This is a genomic window from Oricola nitratireducens (genome assembly GCF_014904745.1).
GTDB lineage: Bacteria > Pseudomonadota > Alphaproteobacteria > Rhizobiales > Rhizobiaceae > Oricola > Oricola nitratireducens.
Window position 1 is genome coordinate 12,312 of the sequence record NZ_JACZCS010000053.1, and the last position, 23,216, is coordinate 35,527.

18 protein-coding genes are annotated in these 23,216 nt (G+C 64.6%); 5 read left to right on the plus strand and 13 right to left on the minus strand.

The genetic code is table 11. The features are described from left to right. Positions 1–15 precede the first annotated feature (15 nt). Positions 16–1,512 carry a CoA-acylating methylmalonate-semialdehyde dehydrogenase gene (locus tag IG169_RS23225; RefSeq protein ID WP_193178664.1) on the minus strand — a complete coding sequence of 499 codons (1,497 nt, stop codon included), beginning with the start codon at positions 1,510–1,512 and terminating at the stop codon, positions 16–18. A gap of 20 nt (positions 1,513–1,532) precedes the next feature. Then, on the minus strand, positions 1,533–2,858 hold the full coding sequence (aptA, locus tag IG169_RS23230; RefSeq protein ID WP_193178665.1) for an omega-aminotransferase AptA: 1,326 nt from the start codon (positions 2,856–2,858) through the stop codon (positions 1,533–1,535). Between the two features lie 206 nt (positions 2,859–3,064). On the opposite strand from aptA, the gene IG169_RS23235 reads away from it, so the two are divergent. Beyond that, positions 3,065–3,712 (plus strand): TetR family transcriptional regulator C-terminal domain-containing protein, encoded by a 648-nt coding sequence (locus tag IG169_RS23235; RefSeq protein ID WP_246717549.1) that lies wholly within the window; start codon positions 3,065–3,067, stop codon positions 3,710–3,712. Here the strand turns inward: IG169_RS23235 and IG169_RS23240 are convergent, their stop codons facing one another. The 3 genes from IG169_RS23240 to IG169_RS23250 are packed head-to-tail and all read right to left on the minus strand — an operon-like array spanning position 3,713 to position 7,341. Then, entirely contained in the window at positions 3,713–4,666 is a 954-nt protein-coding gene (locus IG169_RS23240; RefSeq protein ID WP_246717550.1) for a DMT family transporter, read from the minus strand. Positions 4,667–4,675: 9 nt separating this feature from the next. Next, a complete protein-coding gene (preA, locus tag IG169_RS23245; protein WP_193178667.1) occupies positions 4,676–5,989 on the minus strand; it encodes an NAD-dependent dihydropyrimidine dehydrogenase subunit PreA in 1,314 nt (437 codons plus the stop codon). Positions 5,990–6,018: 29 nt separating this feature from the next. Beyond that, complete coding sequence (locus IG169_RS23250) at positions 6,019–7,341, minus strand: NAD(P)-dependent oxidoreductase (protein ID WP_193178668.1); 1,323 nt, start codon at positions 7,339–7,341, stop codon at positions 6,019–6,021. A gap of 270 nt (positions 7,342–7,611) precedes the next feature. Here IG169_RS23250 and IG169_RS23255 point away from each other — a divergent pair, with 270 nt between their 5' ends. Genes IG169_RS23255 through IG169_RS23265 form a run of 3 tightly spaced genes read left to right on the plus strand, consistent with a single transcriptional unit; the run spans position 7,612 to position 11,404 of the window. Further along, complete coding sequence (locus IG169_RS23255) at positions 7,612–8,997, plus strand: bifunctional enoyl-CoA hydratase/phosphate acetyltransferase (protein WP_193178669.1); 1,386 nt, start codon at positions 7,612–7,614, stop codon at positions 8,995–8,997. Continuing rightward, positions 8,994–10,157 (plus strand): acetate/propionate family kinase, encoded by a 1,164-nt coding sequence (locus IG169_RS23260; RefSeq protein WP_193178670.1) that lies wholly within the window; start codon positions 8,994–8,996, stop codon positions 10,155–10,157. Before IG169_RS23255 ends, IG169_RS23260 begins: the two co-directional genes overlap by 4 nt. 53 nt (positions 10,158–10,210) lie before the next feature. Beyond that, complete coding sequence (locus tag IG169_RS23265; protein ID WP_193178671.1) at positions 10,211–11,404, plus strand: D-alanyl-D-alanine carboxypeptidase/D-alanyl-D-alanine-endopeptidase; 1,194 nt, start codon at positions 10,211–10,213, stop codon at positions 11,402–11,404. A 47-nt stretch (positions 11,405–11,451) separates the two neighbouring features. On the opposite strand, the gene IG169_RS23270 is transcribed toward IG169_RS23265, so the two are convergent. Together IG169_RS23270 and putA are read right to left on the minus strand one after the other, a co-directional pair. Continuing rightward, positions 11,452–12,441: a GGDEF domain-containing protein gene (locus IG169_RS23270; protein WP_193178672.1), complete on the minus strand. Its 990-nt coding sequence runs from the start codon at positions 12,439–12,441 to the stop codon at positions 11,452–11,454. Between the two features lie 246 nt (positions 12,442–12,687). Then, positions 12,688–16,176: a bifunctional proline dehydrogenase/L-glutamate gamma-semialdehyde dehydrogenase PutA gene (putA, locus tag IG169_RS23275; RefSeq protein ID WP_193178673.1), complete on the minus strand. Its 3,489-nt coding sequence runs from the start codon at positions 16,174–16,176 to the stop codon at positions 12,688–12,690. 123 nt (positions 16,177–16,299) lie between these two features. Here putA and IG169_RS23280 point away from each other — a divergent pair, with 123 nt between their 5' ends. Continuing rightward, entirely contained in the window at positions 16,300–16,779 is a 480-nt protein-coding gene (locus tag IG169_RS23280; RefSeq protein WP_193178674.1) for an Lrp/AsnC family transcriptional regulator, read from the plus strand. Here IG169_RS23280 and phnN read toward each other — a convergent pair. The 6 genes from phnN to phnC all read right to left on the minus strand — a co-directional run bounded on the left by phnN (position 16,776) and on the right by phnC (position 23,053). Further along, a complete protein-coding gene (gene phnN / locus IG169_RS23285; RefSeq protein ID WP_193178675.1) occupies positions 16,776–17,354 on the minus strand; it encodes a phosphonate metabolism protein/1,5-bisphosphokinase (PRPP-forming) PhnN in 579 nt (192 codons plus the stop codon). The genes IG169_RS23280 and phnN overlap by 4 nt on opposite strands. After that, complete coding sequence (locus tag IG169_RS23290; protein WP_193178676.1) at positions 17,355–18,545, minus strand: alpha-D-ribose 1-methylphosphonate 5-triphosphate diphosphatase; 1,191 nt, start codon at positions 18,543–18,545, stop codon at positions 17,355–17,357. 25 nt (positions 18,546–18,570) lie between these two features. After that, positions 18,571–20,163, minus strand: coding sequence for a phosphonate ABC transporter, permease protein PhnE (gene phnE, locus IG169_RS23295; protein ID WP_193178677.1), 1,593 nt, complete (start codon positions 20,161–20,163; stop codon positions 18,571–18,573). Between the two features lie 2 nt (positions 20,164–20,165). Then, the gene (gene phnE, locus IG169_RS23300; RefSeq protein ID WP_246717551.1) at positions 20,166–21,137 is read right to left on the minus strand and encodes a phosphonate ABC transporter, permease protein PhnE; all 972 of its coding nucleotides are present in this window, start codon (positions 21,135–21,137) and stop codon (positions 20,166–20,168) included. Between the two features lie 69 nt (positions 21,138–21,206). Continuing rightward, entirely contained in the window at positions 21,207–22,109 is a 903-nt protein-coding gene (gene phnD / locus IG169_RS23305) for a phosphonate ABC transporter substrate-binding protein (RefSeq protein ID WP_193178679.1), read from the minus strand. A 104-nt stretch (positions 22,110–22,213) separates the two neighbouring features. Then, positions 22,214–23,053, minus strand: a complete 840-nt coding sequence (gene phnC, locus IG169_RS23310) for a phosphonate ABC transporter ATP-binding protein (RefSeq protein WP_193178680.1) — start codon at positions 23,051–23,053, stop codon at positions 22,214–22,216. Between the last annotated feature and the right edge of the window lie 163 nt (positions 23,054–23,216).

A 23,216-nucleotide genomic window follows, 5' to 3' on the forward strand; every position in this document is an offset into this window, starting at 1 on the left:
CGCCCTTTCTTCTGCTTATTTCATGCTCGGGAACGTAAAGACCGCTCCCTCGTGGATGTCGTCCGGCCAGCGCGTCGTGATCGTCTTCAGCCGCGTGTAGAAGCGTACACCCTCCGAGCCGTAGATCGAATGGTCGCCGAACAGCGACCGCTTCCAGCCGCCGAAGGAATGATAGGCCACCGGCACCGGGATCGGCACGTTGACGCCGACCATGCCGACCTCGATGCGGTTGGCGAAGTCGCGCGCCGCATCGCCGTTGCGGGTGAAGATCGCGGTGCCGTTGCCGTATTCGTGCTTGTCGATCATGTCGACGGCTTCGTCGTAGGAATTGGTGCGCACCACCGACAGGACCGGCCCAAAGATCTCTTCCTTGTAGATGCGCATGTCGGTCGTCACGCGGTCGAACAGCGTGCCGCCGACGAAATAGCCGTTTTCGTAGCCCTGCAGCGAGAAACCGCGCCCATCGACGACCAGCTCCGCGCCTTCCTTGACGCCCTGGTCGATATAGCCGAGCACCTTTTGCTGGTGCTGCCTGGTGACGACCGGCCCCATCTCGGCATCGGAGTCCGTCGACGGACCGATCTTCAGCGCCTCGACCCGGGGCTTGAGCGCGGCGACCAGCTTGTCCGCCGTCTCCTCGCCGACCGGCACCGCGACCGAGATCGCCATGCAGCGTTCGCCCGCCGAACCGTAGCCCGCGCCCATCAGCGCGTCGGCCGCCTTGTCGATATCGGCGTCCGGCAGCACCACCATGTGGTTCTTCGCGCCGCCCAGCGCCTGCACGCGCTTTCCGGCGGCCGTGCCGCGCGAATAGACATATTCGGCGATCGGCGTGGAGCCGACGAAGGACACCGCCTTGATGTCGGGATGGTCGAGGATCGCGTCGACGACTTCCTTGTCGCCGTGCACGACGTTGAGCACGCCGTCGGGGAAACCCGCTTGCTTGAACAGGTCGTAGACCAGCATCGGCGCGGACGGATCACGCTCCGACGGCTTCAGGATGAAGGTGTTTCCGCAGGCGACCGCGACCGGATACATCCACAGCGGCACCATGGCGGGGAAGTTGAACGGCGTAATGCCGGCGACGACGCCAAGCGGCTGCCGGTCGGCACAGGTGTCGATCGCCGGGCCGACATTGCGCGAGAATTCGCCCTTCAGGAGATGCGGGATGCCGCAGGCGAACTCGACCACCTCGACGCCGCGCGCCACTTCGCCAAGCGCGTCGTCATGCGTCTTGCCGTGTTCCTTCGAGATCGCGCGAGCGATGTCGTCGGCATGCGCGTCGAGCAGTTCCTTGAACTTGAACATGAAGCGCGCGCGCTTCAGCGGCGGCATGTCGCGCCAGGCCGGCAAGGCGGCTTTCGCCGCCTCCACCGCTTCGTTGAGTTCCGCCGCCGTCGAGAGCGGCAGCACCGCCGCCTCCTCGCCCGTTGCCGGATTGAACACCGGCTGCGTGCGCGAGGACGACGAGACTGCCAGATTTCCGTTGATGGCGTTGCGGATCGTTTCCATGTTCTCCTCCCGAAAACGTCCTACTGGATCGACTTGAGCACGGTGCGCAGCGTGTCGATCAGGACGTCGATCTCGCCCTTTTCGATGATCAGCGGCGGCGACATCGCGATAATGTCTCCGGTCGTGCGGATCATGATGTTGCGCTCATAGGCATCGAGGAACGCCGAGAAGGCGCGCTTGGTCGGCTCGCCGGCGATCGGCTCCAGTTCGACGGCGCCGATCAGGCCGAGATTGCGGACGTCGATGACATTCGGGCAATCCTTCAGCGAATGCACCGCATCTTCCCAGTAACCAGCAAGCTCCGCGCCGCGCGTCAGCAGGCCTTCCTCCTCGTAGGTGTCGAGCGTGGCGAGCGCGGCCGCGCAGGCCAGCGGGTGGGCCGAATAGGTGTAGCCGTGGAACAGCTCGATCATGTTTTCCGGCCCGGTCATGAAGGCGTCGTAGATCGTCGACGAGCAGAACACCGCGCCCATCGGCACCGTGCCGCTGGTGATCCCCTTGGCGGTGGTGATCATGTCGGGAACGACATCGAAATAATCGGTCGCGAACGGCGTGCCGAGGCGGCCGAAACCGGTGATGACCTCGTCGAAGATCAGCAGGATGCCGTGCTTGTCGCAGATCTCGCGCAGGCGCTTCAGATAGCCCTTCGGCGGGATCAGCACGCCGGTCGATCCGGCGACCGGCTCGACGATGACGGCGGCGATGGTCGACGGATCGTGCAGGTTGATCACGCTGATCAAATCGTCGGCGAACTCGGCGCCATGCTCCGGCTCGCCGCGGGTGAACGCATTGCGTGCGATGTCATGCGTGTGGCGGATATGGTCGACGCCGGTCAGCATCGTGCCGAAGGTGCGGCGGTTGGCGACGATGCCGCCGACCGAGATGCCGCCGAAGCCGACGCCGTGATAGCCGCGCTCGCGGCCGATCAGGCGCGTGCGCGTGCCCTGGCCGATCTGGCGCTGGTAGGCGAGCGCGATCTTCAGCGCCGTATCGACGCTTTCCGAACCGGAATTGGTGAAGAAGACGTGGTCGAGCGGAGATGGCAGTTTCGCCGCCAGCCGCGCCGCCAGTTCGAAGGCCTTCGGATGCCCCATCTGGAACGCCGGAGCGTAATCGAGTTCGGCGGCCTGTTTCTGGATCGCCTCGACGATCTTCGGCCGTCCGTGGCCGGCGTTGCAGCACCACAGCCCGGCCGTGCCGTCGAGCACCTTGCGACCGTCCGAGGTGAGGTAATGCATGCCTTCCGCGCCGACGAGCATGCGCGGGTTCTTCTTGAATTGGCGGTTCGCCGTGAACGGCATCCAGAATGCTTCGAGATTGTTCGGAGCCACTGCTCGATCTGACATTATTTTCACCTCTGACCCGTGACCGGGCTCTCTGTTGCTTTACAGATCGCTTATACCGCCGATCGACGCGTTTGGCTCTGTCGAAAAGCGTCACACAATTGCTTGACCGTTTGGTCAAAATGAACGCTAAAAGAGCTTTCGAAGCCGGTCAAGTGGCTTTACATTCATATGACAAGCCGCGAAGAAGGGGGCGAATGAAGATCGACATGCCCCAGAGCAAAAACAAAGCCGTAAAAGAGGCGAAACCCCTTTCGCGCATCCAGGAAGCCAACCGCAAGGCGATCCTCGACGCCGCGGTGGACGTGTTCGCCGTGTCGGGCTTTCGCGGCGCGACCATCGACGAGATCGCGTCGCGCGCCGGCATGTCGAAGCCGAACCTCCTCTATTATTTCAAGAGCAAGCAGCAGATCTACCAGCAGGTGCTGGAGCAGACGCTGGAGGACTGGCTCGCGCCTTTCGCCGCCATCGATCCGGAAGGCGATCCCATCGAGGAATTGCGCCGCTACATCACGGCCAAGCTGGAAATGTCGGCGAAGCGGCCCGAGGCCTCCAAGCTATTCGCCAACGAGATCATCCATGGCGCGCCCGTCATCGGCACGTTCCTCCAGACCACGCTGAAGGATCTCGTCGACGAGAAGACCAAGGTCATCCGCCACTGGGTCGGCCAGGGCAAGCTCGCGCCGATCGATCCCTACCACCTGATCTTCCTGATCTGGGCAACGACCCAGCATTACGCCGATTTCGACGTCCAGATCCGCGCCGTCGCCGGCACCCAGGCCGGCCGGCCGGGCTTCGCAGAACAGGCCGCCCAGGCCGTGCTGTCGATCATCCTGAACGGCATCCGGCCGCGCTGATCAGCCATCCGGCGCGAGCGCCAGGATCGCCAGCCCCGCGACGATCACCACGGCGCCGGCGAGCACCGCGCCGCTCGCCCAGCCATGGCCGAGCAGGCCTTCCAGGACGATGATGAAGGCCGGGGTCAGGTAGCCATAGGCAAAGACCTTCGCCGCCGGCAGGCGCAGCGAGGCGAATTGCAGCAGGAAGAACGTCGTCGCCGTCGCGAAGATCGAGAGATAGCCGATGGCGAGCCACACGACCGGCGGCATTGCCGTCCAGTCGGTCGCGACAATCTCGCCCGCGCCGTAAAGCGCGATGCAGACCGTGGTGAAGAAAAGCACCCAGAACGTCGAGACGATCACCGGTTCGCCGCGCGCCATGCGCCGGAACAGCGGCGCGTAGAGCGCATGGCAGGCGACCCCGACCGAGAAGATCGCCTCGCCGCGGCCAATCCTCAAGCCCAGAAACGCTTCGAGATCACCGCGAAAGATCACCCACAACGCGCCGGCGCCGGCAACGAACAGGCTCGCGATCACCACCGGCCGCGCCCGCTGCCCGAGGACGAACACGCCGAACAGGGCGGCCAGCAGCGGATTGAGCGTGAAGACGGCGCCGACCGAGACCGGCTTCGCGATGCCGAGCGCCACGAACATGGTAACGAAATAGACCGCCATCAGCGCGCCGAGCACGAGATAGCGCCAGGGCGCGTCGGGAATGCGCACGGGCTGGCGGCGGACGCCGAAGGCGATCACCGCGATGACGGCGGCGGCGAGCGTGAAACGCACCGCATTGAGCGGCGCCGAGCCGATATGCGGCGCGGTCAGCGCGCCGAAAGAAAATGATCCCGCGATCAGCAGCGCGAACGACACCATGGCGAGATGGCCGAGAAGTTTCTCCCGGCCCGTCGCATGCGTCGTCCTGGACAGGATCGCGCCATTGCCCGACCCCGTGACCGCCCCCTGTCCGCGCAACGCCCTTGCCTATTCCGCCGCCTGTTTCGACCAGACCGCCGGATTGTTCGGATGCGTCGTCCAGTTGGCGTAATCGGGATCGATCGGTTTTTTGGTGCGCGGATCGACGCCGGAGATCGGCTCCATGGTGATGCAGTCCTCGACCGGACAGACATTGACGCACAGGTTGCAGCCGACGCATTCCTCCTCGATCACCTCGAAATGGCGCTGGCCGTCGACCATGCTGGTGATCGCCTGGTGCGACGTGTCCTCGCAGGCGATATGGCAACGTCCGCACTGGATACAGGCTTCCTGGTTGATCTTCGCCTTGGTGACGTAATTCAGGTTGAGATACTGCCAGTCGGTGACGTTCGGCACGGCCATGCCGCGGAAATCCTCGATCGTCGCGAAGCCCTTCTCGTCCATGTAATTCTCAAGCCCGGCAATCATTTCCTGCACGATCTTGAATCCGTATGTCATCGCCGCGGTGCAGACCTGGACGGTGCCGCAGCCGAGCGCGATGAACTCGGCCGCGTCGCGCCACGTCGTCACGCCGCCGATGCCGGAGATCGGAAGTCCCTTCGTCTCGGGATAGCGCGCGATTTCCGAAACCATCGAAAGCGCGATCGGCTTGACCGCCGGGCCGCAATAGCCGCCATGCGATCCCTTGCCGTCGATCGACGGCTCAGGCGAGAACGTGTCGAGATCGACTGCGGTGATCGAGTTGATCGTGTTGATCAGGCTCACAGCGTCCGCGCCGCCGCGCATCGCGGCTTCGGCGGGCTTGCGGATGTCGGTGATGTTCGGCGTCAGCTTGACGATCACCGGCATCGAGGAATGCTGCTTGCACCAGCGCGCCACCATCTCGATATATTCCGGCACCTGGCCGACAGCGGCGCCCATGCCGCGTTCGCTCATGCCGTGCGGGCAGCCGAAATTCAGTTCCACGCCGTCGGCGCCGGTCTCCTCGACGCGGGCCAGGATCTTCTTCCACGGCTCTTCCTCGCAGGGCACCATCAGCGACACGACGACCGCGCGGTCGGGCCATTTCTTCTTCACCTCGGCGATCTCGCGCAGGTTGATCTCGAGATCGCGGTCGGTGATCAGCTCGATATTGTTGAGACCGAGAAGACGGCGGTCGGCGCCCCAGATCGCGCCGTAGCGCGGGCCGTTGACGTTGACGACCGGCGGCCCCGCCTCGCCCAGCGTCTTCCACACGACGCCGCCCCAGCCCGCCTCGAAGGCGCGCTCGACATTGTATTGCTTGTCCGTCGGCGGCGCGGATGCGAGCCAGAACGGGTTCGGCGACTTGATGCCGAGGAAATTCGTCGAAAGATCAGCCATGGCGCGTCCTCCTTGCCACGTGGTGTCCGTCAGGCGCCGAGCGCGCGGTGAATGCTTTCGGCCGCGTCGCGGCCCTGCGCGACAGCGGTCACCGTCAGGTCGTCGCCGGCATTGACGCAGTCGCCGCCGGCCCAGACCCTGGCCATCGAGGTCTTTCCTTCGTCATCGACCCTGATGCGCCCGCCATCGAGCGCGATGGCCGCACCCGAACCGTTCAGGCTCTCGGCGGCGAAGGACTGGCCGATCGCCTTCATCACCTCGTCGCAGGCGATCGTCACCGTCTCGCCATTGCGGTCGAATTCCATGCCGGTGACGGCGCCGTCCTGGGTCAGCATGCGCATCGGGTTCATGTTGTAACGGATCGTCACGCCGCGAATCTTGGCGAGTTCCTGCTCGTAGTCCGACGCCTTCATGCGCTCCTTCGGGCCACGATAGCAGATCGTCACCTCGTCGGCGCCGAGCCCCTTGGCCTGCACGGCCGCATCGACAGCAGTCATGCCGCCGCCGATCACGACCACGCGGGAACCAACCGGGATCTTGGAAATATCGGCCGCCTGGCGCAGTTTCCCGATCCACTCCACCGCATCGAGGCTGCCTTCGGCCTCGGCGTCGGCCGCGCCGAGCGCGTTGACGCCGGCCAGTCCGGTGCCGAGGAAGACGGCGTCATAGTCGCCGGCCAACTTCTCCAGCGAGATGTCGCGCCCGAGCGCCTTGCCGTAATGCATGGAAATGCCGCCGATCGCCGTGATGTAATCCACCTCTTTCTGCGCGAAACCGCCCGGCGTCTTGTAGCTGGCGATGCCGAACTCGTTCAGCCCGCCGGGTTTCTCGCGCGCCTCGAAGACGTCGACGTCATGGCCCTTCATGGCGAGACGGTGCGCACAGGCAAGGCCGGACGGCCCTGCCCCGACGACGGCGACGCGTTTGCCGGTCGACGCGGCGCGCTCGAAAAACTGCTTGCCGGCCTGCATCGCGGTGTCGGTGGCGTAGCGCTGCAGCAGGCCGATCTTGACCGGCTTGCCTTCCGCCGTCTCGCGCACGCAGACTTCCTCGCACAGCGTTTCGGTCGGGCAGACGCGGGCGCACATGCCGCCGAAGATGTTCTGGTCGAAGATCGTCTTTGCCGCGCCGAGCGGATTGTCGGTCGCGATCTCGCGGATGAACATCGGAATGTCGATCGAGGTCGGACACGCCGTCATGCAGGGCGCGTCGTAGCAGAAGTAGCACCGGTCCGCCTCGACCCGGGCCTCGTGATGATCGAGCGGCGGATGAAGGTCCGAAAAGAGTTCGCCATAGGCTCGCGCATCGAGGCGGCCCGCCTTCACGTCCCGGACACTTTGTTTGGCGTTCATGCGGCACTCCCTCCACACCATGTTGCCCTGCGGCCCTGTCCGCGCCGCTATAAAAAAGATGACTGAATTTTATCAAAAGGTCAAATTTGAAAATCGCGCCGCGAGAAATCGCCAAACGCCTGTCACGCGCCACTGTCAGGGTTGCGGCGAACGAACGTATTTTCGCTTCCCGGCGGGAACGGAACTGCAACTATTATCTGAAAGAAAGAAGCGGGCGAAGGTCGACACCGCCGCCCCGGAAAGCGATCGAGATTGCCGAGACGAAAGCGAATGACGATTTACACCAATACGCCTTATGACAAGCTGACCGTCGGCATGGAGGCCGAAATCAAGCGTCTTTGCCGGACGGAGGATTTCATCATCTTCGCCAATTCGTCGGGCAACCACAATCCCGCACACCTGCCGCATGAGGATTACGACGGCGACGGCGTCCCGGATGAAGCCGTCGCCCCGTCGATGTGGGTCGCATCCCTGATTTCGGCGGTGCTCGGAAACCAGCTCCCCGGGCCGGGAACGCTCTACAAGAGCCAGACGCTGCGTTTCCTGGGCCGCACGCGTGACGGCGACGAACTCACCGCGAAGATACGCCTGACCGCGAAGGAGGAAGGGCGCATCGCCCGTTTCGACACCTGGATCGAAACGTCCGATGGCCGCCGGATCGTCGAGGGCGAAGCCGAGGTGATCGCCCCGGAGCGCTGCTTCACCTTCGACGGTGACGATCTGCCCGGCCTGACCGTGCGCCGCCACGTGCATTTCGACCGCCTGCTCGAACTCGCCGAACCGCTCGACCCGATACCGACCGCCGTTGCCGTCCCGGAGGAGGAGAATGCGCTTGCCGGCGCCCTCCTCGCCGCCAAGCACACGCTGATCAAGCCGATCCTGGTCGGCGACCGCAAGAAGATCGCGCGTGTCGCAAAAGCGCTCGACGCCGATCTCACGAATTACGAAATCATCGACGTCCCGGATCATGACCAGGCGGCCGCCGAGGCTGTCCGCCTCGTCCATGAGGGCCGCGCCAAGGCGATCATGAAGGGTCACCTGCACACGAACCAGTTGCTGCATCATGTCGTCAAGCGCGACGGCGGGTTGCGCACGGCACGCCGCATCAGCCATGTCTTCATCATGGACGTGCCCGGACTCGACCACCTGCTGATGGTCACCGATGCCGCGATCAACATCGCGCCGACGCTCGACGAAAAGGTCGACATCACCCAGAACGCCATCGATCTCGCCATTGCACTCGGAATCCAGAAACCGAAGGTCGGCATCCTGTCGGCCGTCGAGACCGTCGATCCGAGGATCCCCTCGACGATCGACGCAGCCGTCCTTTCCAAGATGGCCGATCGCGGCCAGATCAAGGGCGGCATTGTCGATGGCCCGCTCGCCATGGACAACGCCGTCGACGTCGAGGCGGCGAAGACAAAAGGCATCCGCTCGCTCGTCGCCGGTCACGCCGACATCCTCGTCGTGCCGAACATGGAGGCCGGCAACATGCTGGCCAAGGAACTGTCCTTCGTCGCCCATGCCGAGGCGGCAGGCGTGGTGATGGGCGCGATGTGCCCGATCATACTCAACAGCCGCGCCGACAATGACAAGGCCCGCCTCGCTTCCTGCGCCGTCGCCGCGCTCTATCACGACTGGAGAAAACGCCCGTGACGCCCGGCGCGATCCTGACCATCAACGCCGGCTCGTCCTCGATAAAATTCTCCATCTACAGCGCCGGCGAAGAACCCGTGGAGCGCGTGCGCGGAGAAGTTGAGGACATCGGCGACGACGCGATCCTCGAAATCGGCGACCATGGCGGCGAGAAAAGGCGCATCGGGATCGGACGTGTCAGCCACGAAGCCGCCCTCACCGCCATCCTCGATCACGCCGACGACTTCCTCGACGGGCAGGCCGTGACCGGCATCGGCCACCGCGTCGTCCACGGCGGCGTCGACTTTGCCAGACCGGTGCGCCTCGACGACGCGACGATCGCGCGCCTTGTGGAGCTGGAACCGCTGGCGCCGCTCCACCAGCCGCACAATCTCGCCGCCGTGCGCGCGGCGCGCAGAGCCTTTCCGGACGCTGTCCAGATCGCCTGTTTCGACACGGCCTTCCACCGCGCCCATCCCTGGGTCAACGACACCTTCGCCCTGCCGCGCGAATGGTACGACCGCGGCGTGCGCCGTTACGGATTTCACGGCCTGTCCTACGAATACGTGTCCGGCGAGATCGCCCGCATCGCGCCGGAGCTGCAACACGGCCGCGTCGTCATCGCCCATCTCGGCAACGGCGCCTCGATGTGCGCGGTGCGCGACGGCAGAAGTGTCGCCTCGACGATGGGTTTCACTGCGCTGGACGGCCTGCCGATGGGCACGCGCTGCGGCCAGCTCGATCCCGGCGTCCTGCTCTACATGATGGACCACGAGAAGATGACGTCCGACCAGATCACCGATTTGCTCTACAGGAAGAGCGGATTGAAGGGGCTCTCGGGCATGACGAACGACATGCGTGAACTGGAGGCCTCCGACCGGCCGGAAGCGGCCGAGGCCATCGACTATTTCGTCTTCCGCATCCGCCGCGAACTCGGCGCGATGGCCGCCAGCCAGGGCGGGATCGACGCGCTCGTCTTCTGCGGCGGTATCGGCGAGAACTCGGCCCTCGTGCGGCGCAAGGTCTGCGAGGGCATGGAATGGCTCGGAATCGCGATCGACGAGACGGCGAATGCCGAAAACGCGCTGGAACTTGCAACCGGCAAGACCCGTGTCATGGTGATCCGGACCGACGAGGAACGCGTCATCGCCCGCGCGGTCAACGCCGCGCTGAACGGTTAGGCGGACGCCATGCTGTCCGGCTTGCCACACGCCTTGCATTTGATGGAGTCGCCATGCTGTCTCGCCTGATCACCATGATTTGCGCCGTGCTGCTGCTGTCCGCCCCGGCCATGGCCGGCGCCAGGGAGAAGATCGAGGCGCTGGCGCCTTCGGGGCTGGTGCTCGTGCTGGACAAGGACGGCAACGAGCTGATCGCGCAGAATGCCGGGAAGCCCTTTGTCCCGGCCTCCGTCGCCAAGGTCGTTACCGCATGGCTGGCCATGGAGGTTCTGGGCGGCGGCTACCGCTTCGAGACCCGCTTCTACCTGGACAAGGACCGGGTGCTTTATGTGCGCGGCGGCGGCGATCCCTTCCTGGTCTCCGAGGAACTGGCGCTGCTCGCGCCGAAGCTCCTCGCCGCGACCGGTAAGGAACCGTTTGCCGGCATCGTGGTCGACGGAAGCTACTACCCTGCCGATCTCCGCATCCCGGGCATCGAGGGCACCGGCGAAGCCTATGACGCGCTGAACTCGGCTTTCGCTGTGAATTTCAACACGATCCACGCCGTGCGCAACGGCAAGACCGTCCGCTCCGCCGAGAAACAGACCCCGATCACGCCGCTGGCGATCAGCCAGTTCCGGGCGCGCGGTCCCAACGGCCGGGGCCGCATCAGCCTCGCCCAGGAAGACCCGAGCGTGAGCGTACGATATGCCGGCGAATTGCTCGCCGCCTTCGTCGAGCAGGCCGGCGGCAGCGTCGAGGGCGGGATTTCGACCGGTTCCGTCCCTGCCGGACTAAAGCCGGTCTATGTCCACCGTCAGTCGCGCAGCCTCTCGGAAATCCTGCGGCAGCTGCTCCTCGGCTCGAACAACTATATCGCCAACCAGGTCTTCCTGGAAATCGGCGCCCACGGCATGGGCGGACCGGTCAGTCTCGACAAGTCGAGGCTGGTCGCCAACGCGTTCCTCGCCAAACACGGCCTCGCCGACGCCATTCATCTTGTCGAGGGGTCGGGGATCAGCCGCGACAACCGTTTCACGGCCCGCGGCCTCGCCGGGGTGCTCGACCTCTTCGCGCCCCATGCCGGGCTGATGCGCAAAACCAAGAGCGGCTCCCGGTTCAAGACGGGGACGTTCTCCGGCGTCCGCACGCTGACGGGCTACGCGAAGACCGCCAAGCATGGCGATGTGCGTTTCGTGATCTCGCTGGGCGGCGGCACGGGGACGTTGCGATACCGGCTGCTCCACGCCATCGAGCGCGAGCTGTAGAAGCCGTTCTCGCGCAGGCAACGGGCTGTCGGAAAATCCGGTTCTTCTTAACCGGCAGACGCGCTGGAATTGCCTTCGCCTGCCGACATGAGCAGCATGGAACTTGCCACCCGGTTCCGCCCTTCATGCTTGGCTTGGTACAGGGCGTGATCCACGGCCATGAGAAGGCCTTCCGGCATCGCTATCCGGCCACCGACGCGGGAAAATGCGGTCGCAACGCCAATGCTGACCGTGACGACCCCGCTGCCTTCATGATTGTCCTGATTGGGTATTCTGAGTGCTTGTACGGATTGCCTTAGCGTCTCGGCAATCTGCAGTGCACCTTCCTGATCGGTATCCGGCAGGACAACCCCGATTTCCTCGCCGCCATAGCGGGCAACGAGATCCGCGGGGCGAGATATGAGGGATTGGACAGTCTGCGCGACAGACCGGAGACAATCGTCACCGACCTGATGACCATACCGGTCATTCACCCCCTTGAAATGATCTATATCCAGAAGAAGCAGAGACATGTGGCCCTGGCTGCGAAGGCATCGTTGCCATTCGTTTTCCAAAACCTCGTCGAATTTCCGCCGGTTGGCAATGCCAGTGAGCTTGTCCCGGAAAGCCAGCTCGCCGAGTTCCTCCTCCATGCGTTTGCGTTCGGAAATATCTCGCATCACGACGACCATGTCTCCGGACGACTCAGCGTCGCGTATGATGCTGGCCGAGCCCTCCATCCAGGCCCAATCACCATCCTTGCGCTTTACCCTGAATGAAATTTGCTCCCTTGGTGCGCCTGCAACCAGTCGCAGCATGGATGCCTCGATCCGGGGCCGGTCATCGGAGTTCAACAGGTTCACCTGCTGATGAAGCATTTCTTCGGGCGTCCACCCGAGAATGGCTTTCGCCGAGGGAGACACGTACCGAAGTTTGAAGTCTTGGCCGACCTGCACAATGAGATCGCCGCTGTGTTCCGTCAATGCCTTGAAGTCCACCGGCCCGGGATTTTCGACAGCGGCGGAGGCTCCGAAGAGTTTTCTGTAGAGTTTTTTCATTTTAGCACCCGGCTATGTTGCCGACATCCAAGCACTTCCTCCTTTACGTGGCGTTAAGTTGTTGCTTGGGCACTCCGGTCTGACCGGCCTTCGCTGTCGGCGTGACTTGCTCGGGTCTGGTGGATCGAAGCCGGCTCAACGGAACTGTGCGCTGGCTTCTGCGCGAAGATCCGTTTCGGTCGACCGTGTCGTGATAACCGCCACTTCGGAGCGCCATCAGGTGGCGACCAACCAATGGCCCCGCGTTCAGGCATTCGCCGCCAGCAGCGCCGCGTTGCCGCCCGCCGCCGTCGTGTCGATGCAGACATGGCGCTCCAGGATCAGGCGGTCACCCGGCTCGGCTTCCGCGACCAGCGGGATGATCGGCCCCGGGCGCTTGGCCAACGCAATGCGGGCGGCGCGCAGGTCGTCCGCGTCGCTCCACAGCAGGACCGCGTCGAACCCCTTCAGCGTGGCGAGCGTCTCGCGTTCCAGGAAGAACGGGATAGCGTCCGATCCCGTCGCATCCGGCGCCACGATCAGCGGCACACAACCCTGCGCCCTGGCAAGACCCGCCTGCGCTTCCACCGCATCCGCACCGGGACCGAGGCACAAGACGACACCGCGCGCATAGCTGGACAACCGGTTGGACTCCCCCGTCACGCCGGGCATGGCCTGAGTCGTGAGCGCCGCCCGCGCCGGGCGCCTGGTCTGGTCGATACGCGATTGCACCGCCAACGGATCGGCGGCGATACCGCGTGACACGGCGCCGGACTTCGTTTCCGCGCGCACGAACCGGCCGAGATAATGCGGACCGCCGGCCTTCGGGCCGGTGCCCGACAGGCACTCGCCGCCGAAAGGCTGCGAGCAGACGACCGCGCCGATCTGGTTGCGGTTGATGTAGATGTTGCCGACCGCAAGCCGCGAGGTGACGTGCTCGACGCGGTCGTCGATGCGGCTGTGCAGGCCGAATGTCAGCCCGTAGCCCGACGCGTTGATGTCGGCGATCACCCGATCGATCTGCGACGCCTTGAAGGTCGCGACATGCAGCACCGGCCCGAAGATCTCGCGTTCGAGATCGCCGATTCCGCCGACGCGAATGACCGCCGGCGCGACGAAGGTCCCCTGATTCGGTTTCTCAAGCTCCTTCAGCAATCGATTCTCTGCGCGGGCCTTTTCGACATGGCGGACGATGACCTGCCGCGCCTCCTCGTCGATCACCGGACCGGTATCGGTCGAAAGCAGCCACGGATCGCCGGGACGCAATTCGTCCATCGCGCCGAACAGCATTTCCAGAACCGTGTCGGCGACATCCTGCTGCAGGTAAAGCACCCGAAGCGCCGAACAGCGCTGACCGGCCGACTGGAAGGCGGAGGCGACGATATCCTTCACCGCCTGTTCCGGCAGTGCCGTCGAATCGACGATCATCGCGTTCAGACCGCCGGTTTCCGCGATCAGGGGCGCGTCGGGCGCGAGATTTGCCGCCATGGCGCGGTTGATCGCCTGCGCGGTCTCCGTCGATCCCGTGAAGCAGACGCCGCCGATGCGCGGATCGGAGGTGAGCGCCGCGCCGACCGTCGCGCCGTCGCCCGGCAGCAGTTGCAGCACGTTCTCCGGCACGCCCGCCGCGTGCAGGAGCTTCACGGCGCGCGCCGCGATCAGCGGGGTCTGCTCGGCGGGCTTCGCCAGGACGCCGTTGCCGGCGGCAAGCGCCGCCGCGATCTGGCCGGTGAAGATCGCCAGCGGGAAGTTCCACGGCGAGATGCAGGCGAACAGCCCGCGCGGCCGCGCTTCGCCGAGACCTTCCGCCTGCCCGGCGTAATAGCGCAGGAAATCGGCGGCCTCGCGCAATTCGCCGACCGCGTCGAGCAGCGTTTTGCCCGCCTCGCGCGCCAGAATCGCAAAAAACGCCCCGAATTCCTTCTCGTAGAGATCGGCGGCACGCCGCAGTACGTCGGCCCGCGCGCCGGCCGGACAATCCGACCAGTCGCGCGCCACTTCGAGCGCGCTTCGCACGTCCGCTTCGGTCGCTTCGGCGACCATGCCGACAATGTCCTCCGGGTCGGCGGGGTTGACCGCCTCGCGCGCCGGACCGCCTCCATTCGGCGCATCGAGGACCGGCGCGGCTTCGAAACGCTGCTTGCGGAACGGCGCGCGCGCCGCCTCGATCGCATCGAGGTCGGATGTGTTGCGCAGGTCGAAGCCGCGCGAATTGCCCCGCTCGGGCAGGAAGACGTCCGCCGGCTTGCGGATGCGCGGATTGGATGTCGGATCGGCGGCCCATTCGGCGAACGGATCGGCGACGATCTCGGCGACCGGAACCGCCGGATTGACGATCTGGTTGACGAAGGAGGAATTGGCGCCGTTTTCGAGCAGGCGGCGCACCAGATAGGCCAGCAGGTCGCGATGCGCCCCGACCGGCGCGTAGATCCGGCACTTCGTCTTCTCGCCGTTCAGCACGAGGCGGTGCAGCGCCTCGCCCATGCCGTGCAGCCGCTGGAATTCGAAACTGTCGCGGTCGTCCGCCATCTCCAGGATCGCGCCGACGGTATGCGCGTTATGCGTGGCGAATTGCGGATAGATCCGGTCCGTCATCGACAGCAGTTTGCGCGCGCAGCAGATATAGGAGACATCCGTCGCTTCCTTGCGCGTATAGACCGGGAAATCCTCGACGCCGTCGATCTGAGCCCGCTTGATCTCGGTGTCCCAATACGCGCCCTTCACCAGCCGCACCATGATGCGCCGGTCGAGCCGCTCCGCCAGGGCGTGCAGCCAGTCGATGACCGGACGCGCGCGCTTGCCATAGGCCTGCACGACGACGCCGAACCCGTCCCATCCGGCAAGACGCGGATCGGCGAGAACCGCTTCGATCACGTCCAGCGACAGGTCCAGCCGGTCGGCCTCTTCGGCGTCGATGTTGAAGCCCATCCGCCCTTCCGCCGCCATTGCGGCGAGATTGGCGACGCGCGGCACCAGTTCCGCCATGACGCGCGCGCCCTGCGCCACCTCGTAGCGCGGATGCAGTGCCGACAGCTTGACCGAAATGCCCGGATTGCGCCGGATGTCGTCCGCCCGGCATCGCGTCGCGATCGCCTTGATCGCGGCCGCATAGGCGTCGAAATAATCGCCCGCATCCGCCGCCGTCAGCGCCGCTTCGCCCAGCATGTCGTAGGAATAGCTGTAGCCCTTCGCCTCCATCGCCGAGCCGCGATGCATCGCGCTCTCGATCGTTTCGCCGAGCACGAACTGGCTGCCGAGCTCCTTCATCGCCTGGCGCACCGCCGTCCGGATAACCGGCTCGCCGAGCCGTTTCACCGCTCCGTGCAACAGCCCCGCCATACCCTGCGACCGGTCGGCGTCGAGCACCTTGCCGGTCAGCATCAGCGCCCAGGTCGAGGCATTGACCAGCGAGGAGTTGGACTTGCCCAGATGCACGCCCCATTTCGACGGCGCGATCTTGTCCTCGATGAGGTCGTCGATCGTCGTGGAATCCGGCACCCGCAGCAGCGCTTCCGCAAGGCACATCAGCGCGACGCCCTCTTCGGTCGACAGGCCGTATTCGGCGAGAAACACCTCCATCAGGCCCGGCCGGTCCTCGGCGCGGATCGCCTCGACGAGCCCGGCGGCGCGCGCATTGATCCTGGCGCGCATCGCTGCCTCCGGTCCGAAATCGGCGATCAACCGGTCCAGAACCCCGGCTTCGTCGGCGCGGTGCGCCTCGCGCATGTCTTTGCGTGCGGAAGAAAGCCTGTCCATTTCGCGCAACTGCCTCCTGTCGCGGTACAATGCGCGATCATAGCATTCGCTGGAAAGGCGATATTCCCTTGTTTGCGGAAAATCCGGGACAAATTCCCTAATAGCTTGTATTCTGCAGATCAAATGGAAGAAACAGCCCCCGCATCCAACCGATTGGACCGCTACGACAGGCGGATCATCTCTATCCTCGAAACCGAGGGACGCCTGCCGGTGACCGAACTCGCCAAGCGGGTCGGCCTGTCGAAAAGCCCGTGTCAGGTCCGGCTCAAGCGGCTGGTCGACGATGGCTACATTCTCGGTTTCAAGGCCGTGCTGGACATGGCCAAGATCGGCCGCGAACATGTCGCCTTCACCGAGGTCAAGCTGTCCGACACGACCGAAAAGGCGCTCGCTGCCTTCAACGCCGCGGTCAAGCGGATCCCCGAGGTCGAGCAATGCCACATGATCGCCGGGCCGTTCGATTTCCTGCTGAAGGTACGCACCCGCGACATCACCGCCTACCGGCGCATATTGGGCGAATCCATTTCCGCCCTTCCCCACGTCGCCAACACCTCGACCTATGTGTCGATGCAGGCCGTCAAGGACGGGCCGTTGGACGATTAGGCGGAGACTGCCGGTGTCAGGCCGAATTCACGCTGAAGCAGCGCCATGAGCGCTTCGCCTGCCCGCTCGACCGGTCCGCTGTTGTCGATCTCGACCGTGCGGCAATCGACCGGCAACGCCTCGTCGCTGCGGGCCAGCCGTCTGGCGATCTCGTCTTCCGTCTCGCGGCCGCGCCGGGCGAGCCGTTGCGCGAGAACGTCGCGCTCGACCGTCAGGCGGACGACCAGCAGGTTCCCGAAGACCCGTTCGATCTCTCCGAGCGCGCGGCGCGACCCGTTGGCGATAGCGATCCCGCCCTTTTCGATGTGATGCAGCGCCTCGGCCGGTATGCCGTAGCGCAGTCCGTGCGCCTCCCAGGCGACCGCGTAGCGCCCCGCCTCCTCGGCCAGCGCGAACGTCTCGCGGTCGAGCGCATCATGGTCCTCGGTGGTGCCGTCGGCGTCGCGCGTGACGGCCCGGCGCACGAACATCACGTCAGGCGCCGATGCAAGCCGGGGCCTCAGCCAGTTGATGAGCGTATCCTTGCCCGATCCGCTCGGGCCGACGATGGCAACGAAGCAGCCAGCGCGCGCCACTCAGGCCACCCTGCGGCCGCCGCGCCACACGCCGCGAATGACCGGTACGTGTTCGGGATGATCCGGATCGTGATGCACACGCACGACATCGGCGCGCTTGCCAATCGCGATCTCGCCGCGATCCGTCAGACCGACCGTCTCCGCCGGCGATTTTGTCACCATTTTCAGCGCCTTGGGCAGATCGATTGAATCAAGATCGCGGGCAAGAACGAAGGTCGCGTGCAGCAGGCTGAACGGGATGTAGTCCGACGACAGCACGTCGAGGATGCCGAGACGCGCCAGGTCGATGGCCGCGACATTGCCGGAATGCGACCCGCCGCGAACGATGTTCGGCGCGCCCATCAGCACGCTCATGCCGGCCTCGTGCGAAGCCTTCGCCGCCTCGATCGAGGTCGGGAACTCGGCAAGCTTGATGCCCTGGCGGATGGCTTCCTCGACATGCTCCAGCGTCGCGTCGTCATGCGAGGCGAGCGTGACGCCCATGGCGTGGCAGTGCTCGGCTATTTCCTCGCGGTGCTTCGCCGAATATATCGCCGATTCTTCCTGGCGCCGTTTCACGAAGGCCTCGAACTCGGCATCGTTCAGGCCGCGTTTCTTCTTGTAGTAGAGCACGTATTTGTCGAGCGTCTGGAACTGCCGCTGGCCCGGCGCATGGTCCATCAGCGACGCAAGGCCGACCAGCTCCTCGTCGCGGAACTCGTCCAGTTCCTCGATGACATTGTCCGACGACACCTCGCAACGCAGGTGGATGCGGTGGTCGGCGCGCAGCCTCCCGGCCGCCTGCGCCGCCTTCAGCGCATCGGCGAGCCGGCGCATCTCGCCGGCTTCGTAGCCATTGTCCTCGTCGCTCCCCATCCGGAAGCAGTCGAACACGGTCGTGATCCCGGAGGTCGCGATCTGCGCGTCATAAGCCTGAACGGAGGCCATCAGGCTCCAGACCACGCCGGGGCGCGGGTTGTAATGCGTTTCGAGATGGTCGGTATGCAGTTCGACCAGGCCTGGGATCAGGTAGTCGCCTTCCATGTCGCCGGCAGGAACGGCCGTGCGGCCGGGCTGCACGTCGACGATCGCGCCGTCGCGCACGACCACGGTCCCGTCGATGATTTCGTCGGCGAGGACGACATGCGCGTTGGTGAAGACTTCTTCCGGCCGCGCATCGGTAAAGGCCGATGCTCCCCGAATCTCGTTCATGTAGATACTTTCCGTTGTTCTCGTGTCAGTCCTGCGCGGCCGGTTCGGTCAGCCGGCTGCGAAGCGCGTTGGAAATATTGTCGAAAACGAAGACCACAATGAGGATCAGTATCACCATATAGGCCACATTTTCCCAATCCTGATTTGTCCGCATCGCTTCCCACAGTTTCAGCCCGATACCGCCCGCGCCGACGGCGCCGATGATGGTGGCAGAGCGTGTGTTCGATTCCCAGAAATAGAGCGCCTGGGAGATGAAGACGGGCAGCACCTGCGGCACCACGCCGAAACGCTGCACCGCCGCCGGCGAAGCGCCGACCGAGCGCACGCCCTCGCGCTGCTTGTCGTCGATGTTTTCCAGCGACTCGGAATAGAGCTTTCCGAACGTGCCGGTGTCGGTGAAGAAAATCGCCGATATGCCTGCCAGCGGCCCCGGTCCGAAGGCGCGGGTGAAGAACAGCGCCCAGATCAGCATGTCGACCGAGCGCTGGAAGTCGAAGAAACGCTTCAGGATCTGGTTGAGGACGGGGTTTGGCGTGATGTTGCGCGCCGCGAGAAACGACAGCGGAAACGCCAGCGTCACGGCAAACAACGTGCCGACGAAGGCCATCACGATGGTCTGCAAAAGCTTGATCCAGACATCACCATGCTGCCACTCGGCATTGTTGACGATGTTGTCCCACATCACGGCGAGGTTGGAACGGCCCGGTTCGATCCGGTCGCCGGAAAACGCCAGCGCCATCACCTGCGGGAAGGTCTTGCCCCAATAGGGCGAACGGGTGTCGAACCAGAAATTCTCCCAACCGAGGAAGCGCTTGCTGACCTTGGTCACGTCGGCGCGGATTTCCACCCGTCCGGCGAAGCCGAAATAGGCATAGACCTTCGAACCGGGTTTGCGCTGGCTTATCCAGTCCGGAAGCGTCGCCGGCGCCTCGACCCGATGGTTTTCCGGGTCCGTCTTCAGCGTCACCGACTGGCCGCCGCGCGTCACGACGACCGCGCCCGGAACGATCTCGACATGCGACGTGCCCGAAATCTTCACGTCGACCCTGGCCGTTCCGTCCCGAACCTCGGTCACCGACGCGGTGTCCCCGCTGCCGGATCCGGTGCCGGCACTTGCCCCCATGCTCGTCGCAGACGAGCTCGGCGACATGAATGAGTTGGCAACACCGCCGTCTCCGGTGCTCGTCGCGGGCGAGGATGGCGACATGAAGGAGGTGGTGGCGGCGGCGCCCGTACTGGTCGCGGGCGCTCCTCCGCCCGCGTCCGGCCTGGTGACGGTCACGGTCACCTTGCCCGGCGTCTCCTTGACCCAGTCCGGATGGGGATCGGAACCGAGCGGAGAGTATTTCGGAAATGTCACCTTGAGATCGCCGGTCTCGTAATCGACCTCCGGCCGAACCTCGTAGGACACCCAGTCGGCCAGATAGGCGCCCGCGATGTCCCAGTGCCCGTTGGTGAGTACCGCGCCGATCGAGAAGAACCACCACGCATAAACCGTGTAGAGCGCCAGGCCCACAACGCCGAGCGGGTAGGCGAAACGCCTCAGAAACGATTGCCGGAAGGCATCCGGATGACGCCGGGCGATATCGTCGATTTGTTCAGCTGTCAGCGTCGTCATGGTCACCGTCCGAATTCGAAGGCCTGTTTGCCGACGAGCTTCTTGCGCAGCCAGGCCGAGAACTGGTCGACACAGACGATCGTCGCGAACAGGAGAAGGATGATGGCGAGCGTCTTGGCCTCGTGCCCGCGGCTGATCGACAGGCGCAACACCTCGCCGATGCCACCGGCGCCCACCGCGCCGAGGATGGTCGAGGCGCGCACATTGATCTCGAAACGCAGCAGCGCGTAGCTGAGAAAGTTCGGCATGACCTGCGGCACGATGCCGAACCACACGCGCTCGAGCCAGTTGCCGCCGACGGCGCGCAAGCCCTCGTCCGCCTTCATGTCGGCGTTCTCGACGACTTCGAAGAACATCTTGCCGAGCGCGCCGATCGTGTGAATCGAAACGGCGATGATCGCCGGGATCGGCCCGAGGGAGAAGATGGCCAGGAAAAACCCGGCGATCACGATCTCCGGGAAGGCGCGCAGGATTTCCATGAACCGGCGGACCGTGAAGCGCAGCCAGCGCGAGGCCGTCAGGTTCTTGGCGGCAAGGAAGCAGAGCGCGAAACCGAAGGTGAAGCCGATGAACGTGGCCAGAAGCGCGATATTCAGCGTTTCCAGCATCTTGTAGAAATATTCCGGGATGTAGAACGTATCGGTGACGTAGACGCGTCCGACCGGGTAATTGTATTGCAGGCTGCCGGTGTCGTAGGGGCTCGGCCGGTCGAACAGCGCGCGCCACATTTCCCAGCCGTCGCGCGGGATCAGGTCGCCGGCGAAGTCGAACAGATGGGGCAGCCGGTCGATGAACTTGCCGGCATTCGTCTCGTTGGCGAACCAGAGCGAGGCGACCAGGGCGACCGCCAGCAATATCAGGCCGCCGATCGTGTAGAGGCGGCGAGTCGCATTCAGGTCGCGCCAGTGGCGCTCCACGTCATAGCGTCCGTCCCTGATGTAGGAATCGCGACCGGTCGCGTCTGCCAGGGCCATGAAGACCATCCTCTGAAGTCGAGAAAGCGCCGCGGCCATGGCCGCGGCGCCAGGAAGTCACGAAGGCGATTAGCCGCCGATCGTTGCCTTGCGGGCTGCGATGATCGTCTCGTAGAACGAGGCGTCGACATCGACGAAGCCCTTGTAGTCGCCGCCCTGGATGGCGGAGAAGCATTCCGGATCGGATTCCGGAAGGGCTTTCATGTAGGAAATGAACTTCGCGCGCACGTCCTGGTCCAGCTTGTTGGAAACGACGATCGGACCGTTCGGGATCAGCGGCGATTCCCACAGCTGCACCAGATCGTCCATGTCGAGGATGCCCTTTTCGACCATTTTGCGCAGGTTGCCCGAGGTGTAGCCGTCGGCGAAGTCGCCAACGCCGGAAGCCCAGGTCGTGCCGGCATCGAAGGTGCCCTTCACGACTTCGAGAACGAGGTTCTCATGACCGCCGCCGAAACCGGTTTCGGAGAAGAAGTCGGCGATCGGCATGCCGATGACCGGCGGCAGGGCGACGTTCGGGACGAGGAAGCCCGAGGTCGAATCGGGATCGGCGAAGCCGAGCTTCTTGCCCTTCATGTCTTCCAGCTTGGTCATGCCGCTGTCCTTGCGGGCGACCATGACGGAGTGGTAGCCGGTGGAACCGTCGGTCTGGACGGTCGTCAACACCGGATCGACGGCCTTCGGATCGGTCAGGTAGACCTTGGCGTAGCCGGAAGCGCCGAGCTCGGCATAATCGAGCGTGCCGCCGAGAAGGCCCTGGATGACGCCGTCATAGTCGGCGGCGGGGAAGAGTTTGACTTCCTTGACGCCGATGGCTTTCGGAAGCTGGTCGACCATGCACTGGAAGCTGCGCAGGCGGTCGGCCTCGTTTTCGCCGCCGAGAATGCCGACGCGGAACACGTCCTGGGCCTGGGCCGAACCGGTGGCGACGGCAACGGTCGCAACCGTTGCGAGAAGGACTTTCTTGAGCATTTCGTCTCTCCTGTATGCGGGGAGTTGTCCCCGTTTTGATGTGGTCGTTCGAAAAAAGCATCCGCGCGACGCGACCGACATCGCGCGGAATTCCGTGCCGCCGCTCAAATTCGGGCCGCGGCGACCTCCGGCTCGGGTTTGGGCGTGGCCTTTTCCCGGCCGGCGCCGAAGCTGGTCGAGGTGACCGCCTCGGAAAACGCTTCTTCCAGCGCGTCGGCGCCGTAAATCCGGCGCGCCGCGGCCTCGGTCAGGTCGTCCGGCGAGCCGTCGAAGACCACCTCCCCGCCCGCCATGCCGACGATCCGCTCGCAATAGGTGCGGGCCGTATCCAGCGTGTGCAGGTTGGTGATGACCGTGATGCCGTCATTCTTGTTGATGTCGTGCAGCGACTGCATGACCACTTGCGCATTGCGCGGGTCGAGCGAGGCGATCGGCTCGTCGGCGAGGATCACCTTCGGCTGCTGCATCAGCGCCCTTGCGATGGCGACGCGCTGCTGCTGCCCGCCGGACAGCGTGCCGGCGCGCTGCATGGCCGTCTTGGCGATATCGAGCCGCTCGAGCGCGGCGATGGCCATCGCCCTCTCCTCGCGGGTGAACATGCCGAGCACGCTCGACACCGTGGAGCGGTGGTTCAGCCGCCCGAGAAGCACGTTCGTCAACACGTCGACGCGCGGCACGAGGTTGAATTGCTGGAAGATCATCGCGCAGTCGCGCTGCCAGTTGCGCAGCGCCTGACCCTTGAGCGACGAGACCTCGGCGCCGTGAAAGGCGATCCGCCCCTCGGACGGATCGATCAGCCGGTTGATCATGCGCAGCAGCGTCGACTTGCCGGCGCCGGATGCGCCGATGACGCCGACCATCTGCCCGGACGGGATGTGCAGATCGACCGACTTGACCGCCGCGTTGGAACCGAAACGGCGGGTCACGTTCGTAATTTCGAGCATAAGCAACCCCGGGGACTGTTTGCGTCAATGGCGGGTCTATGCGGCTTCGATCACCGAAAAATGTCAGTTCGGTCTCAGTTTGATGACACGTTGCAGAGGGCTGTGGACGGTTCGCCCCCTGCCCGTTTTTCAAGCAATCCGGGCGTTTTCCGGCGCCGCGCGC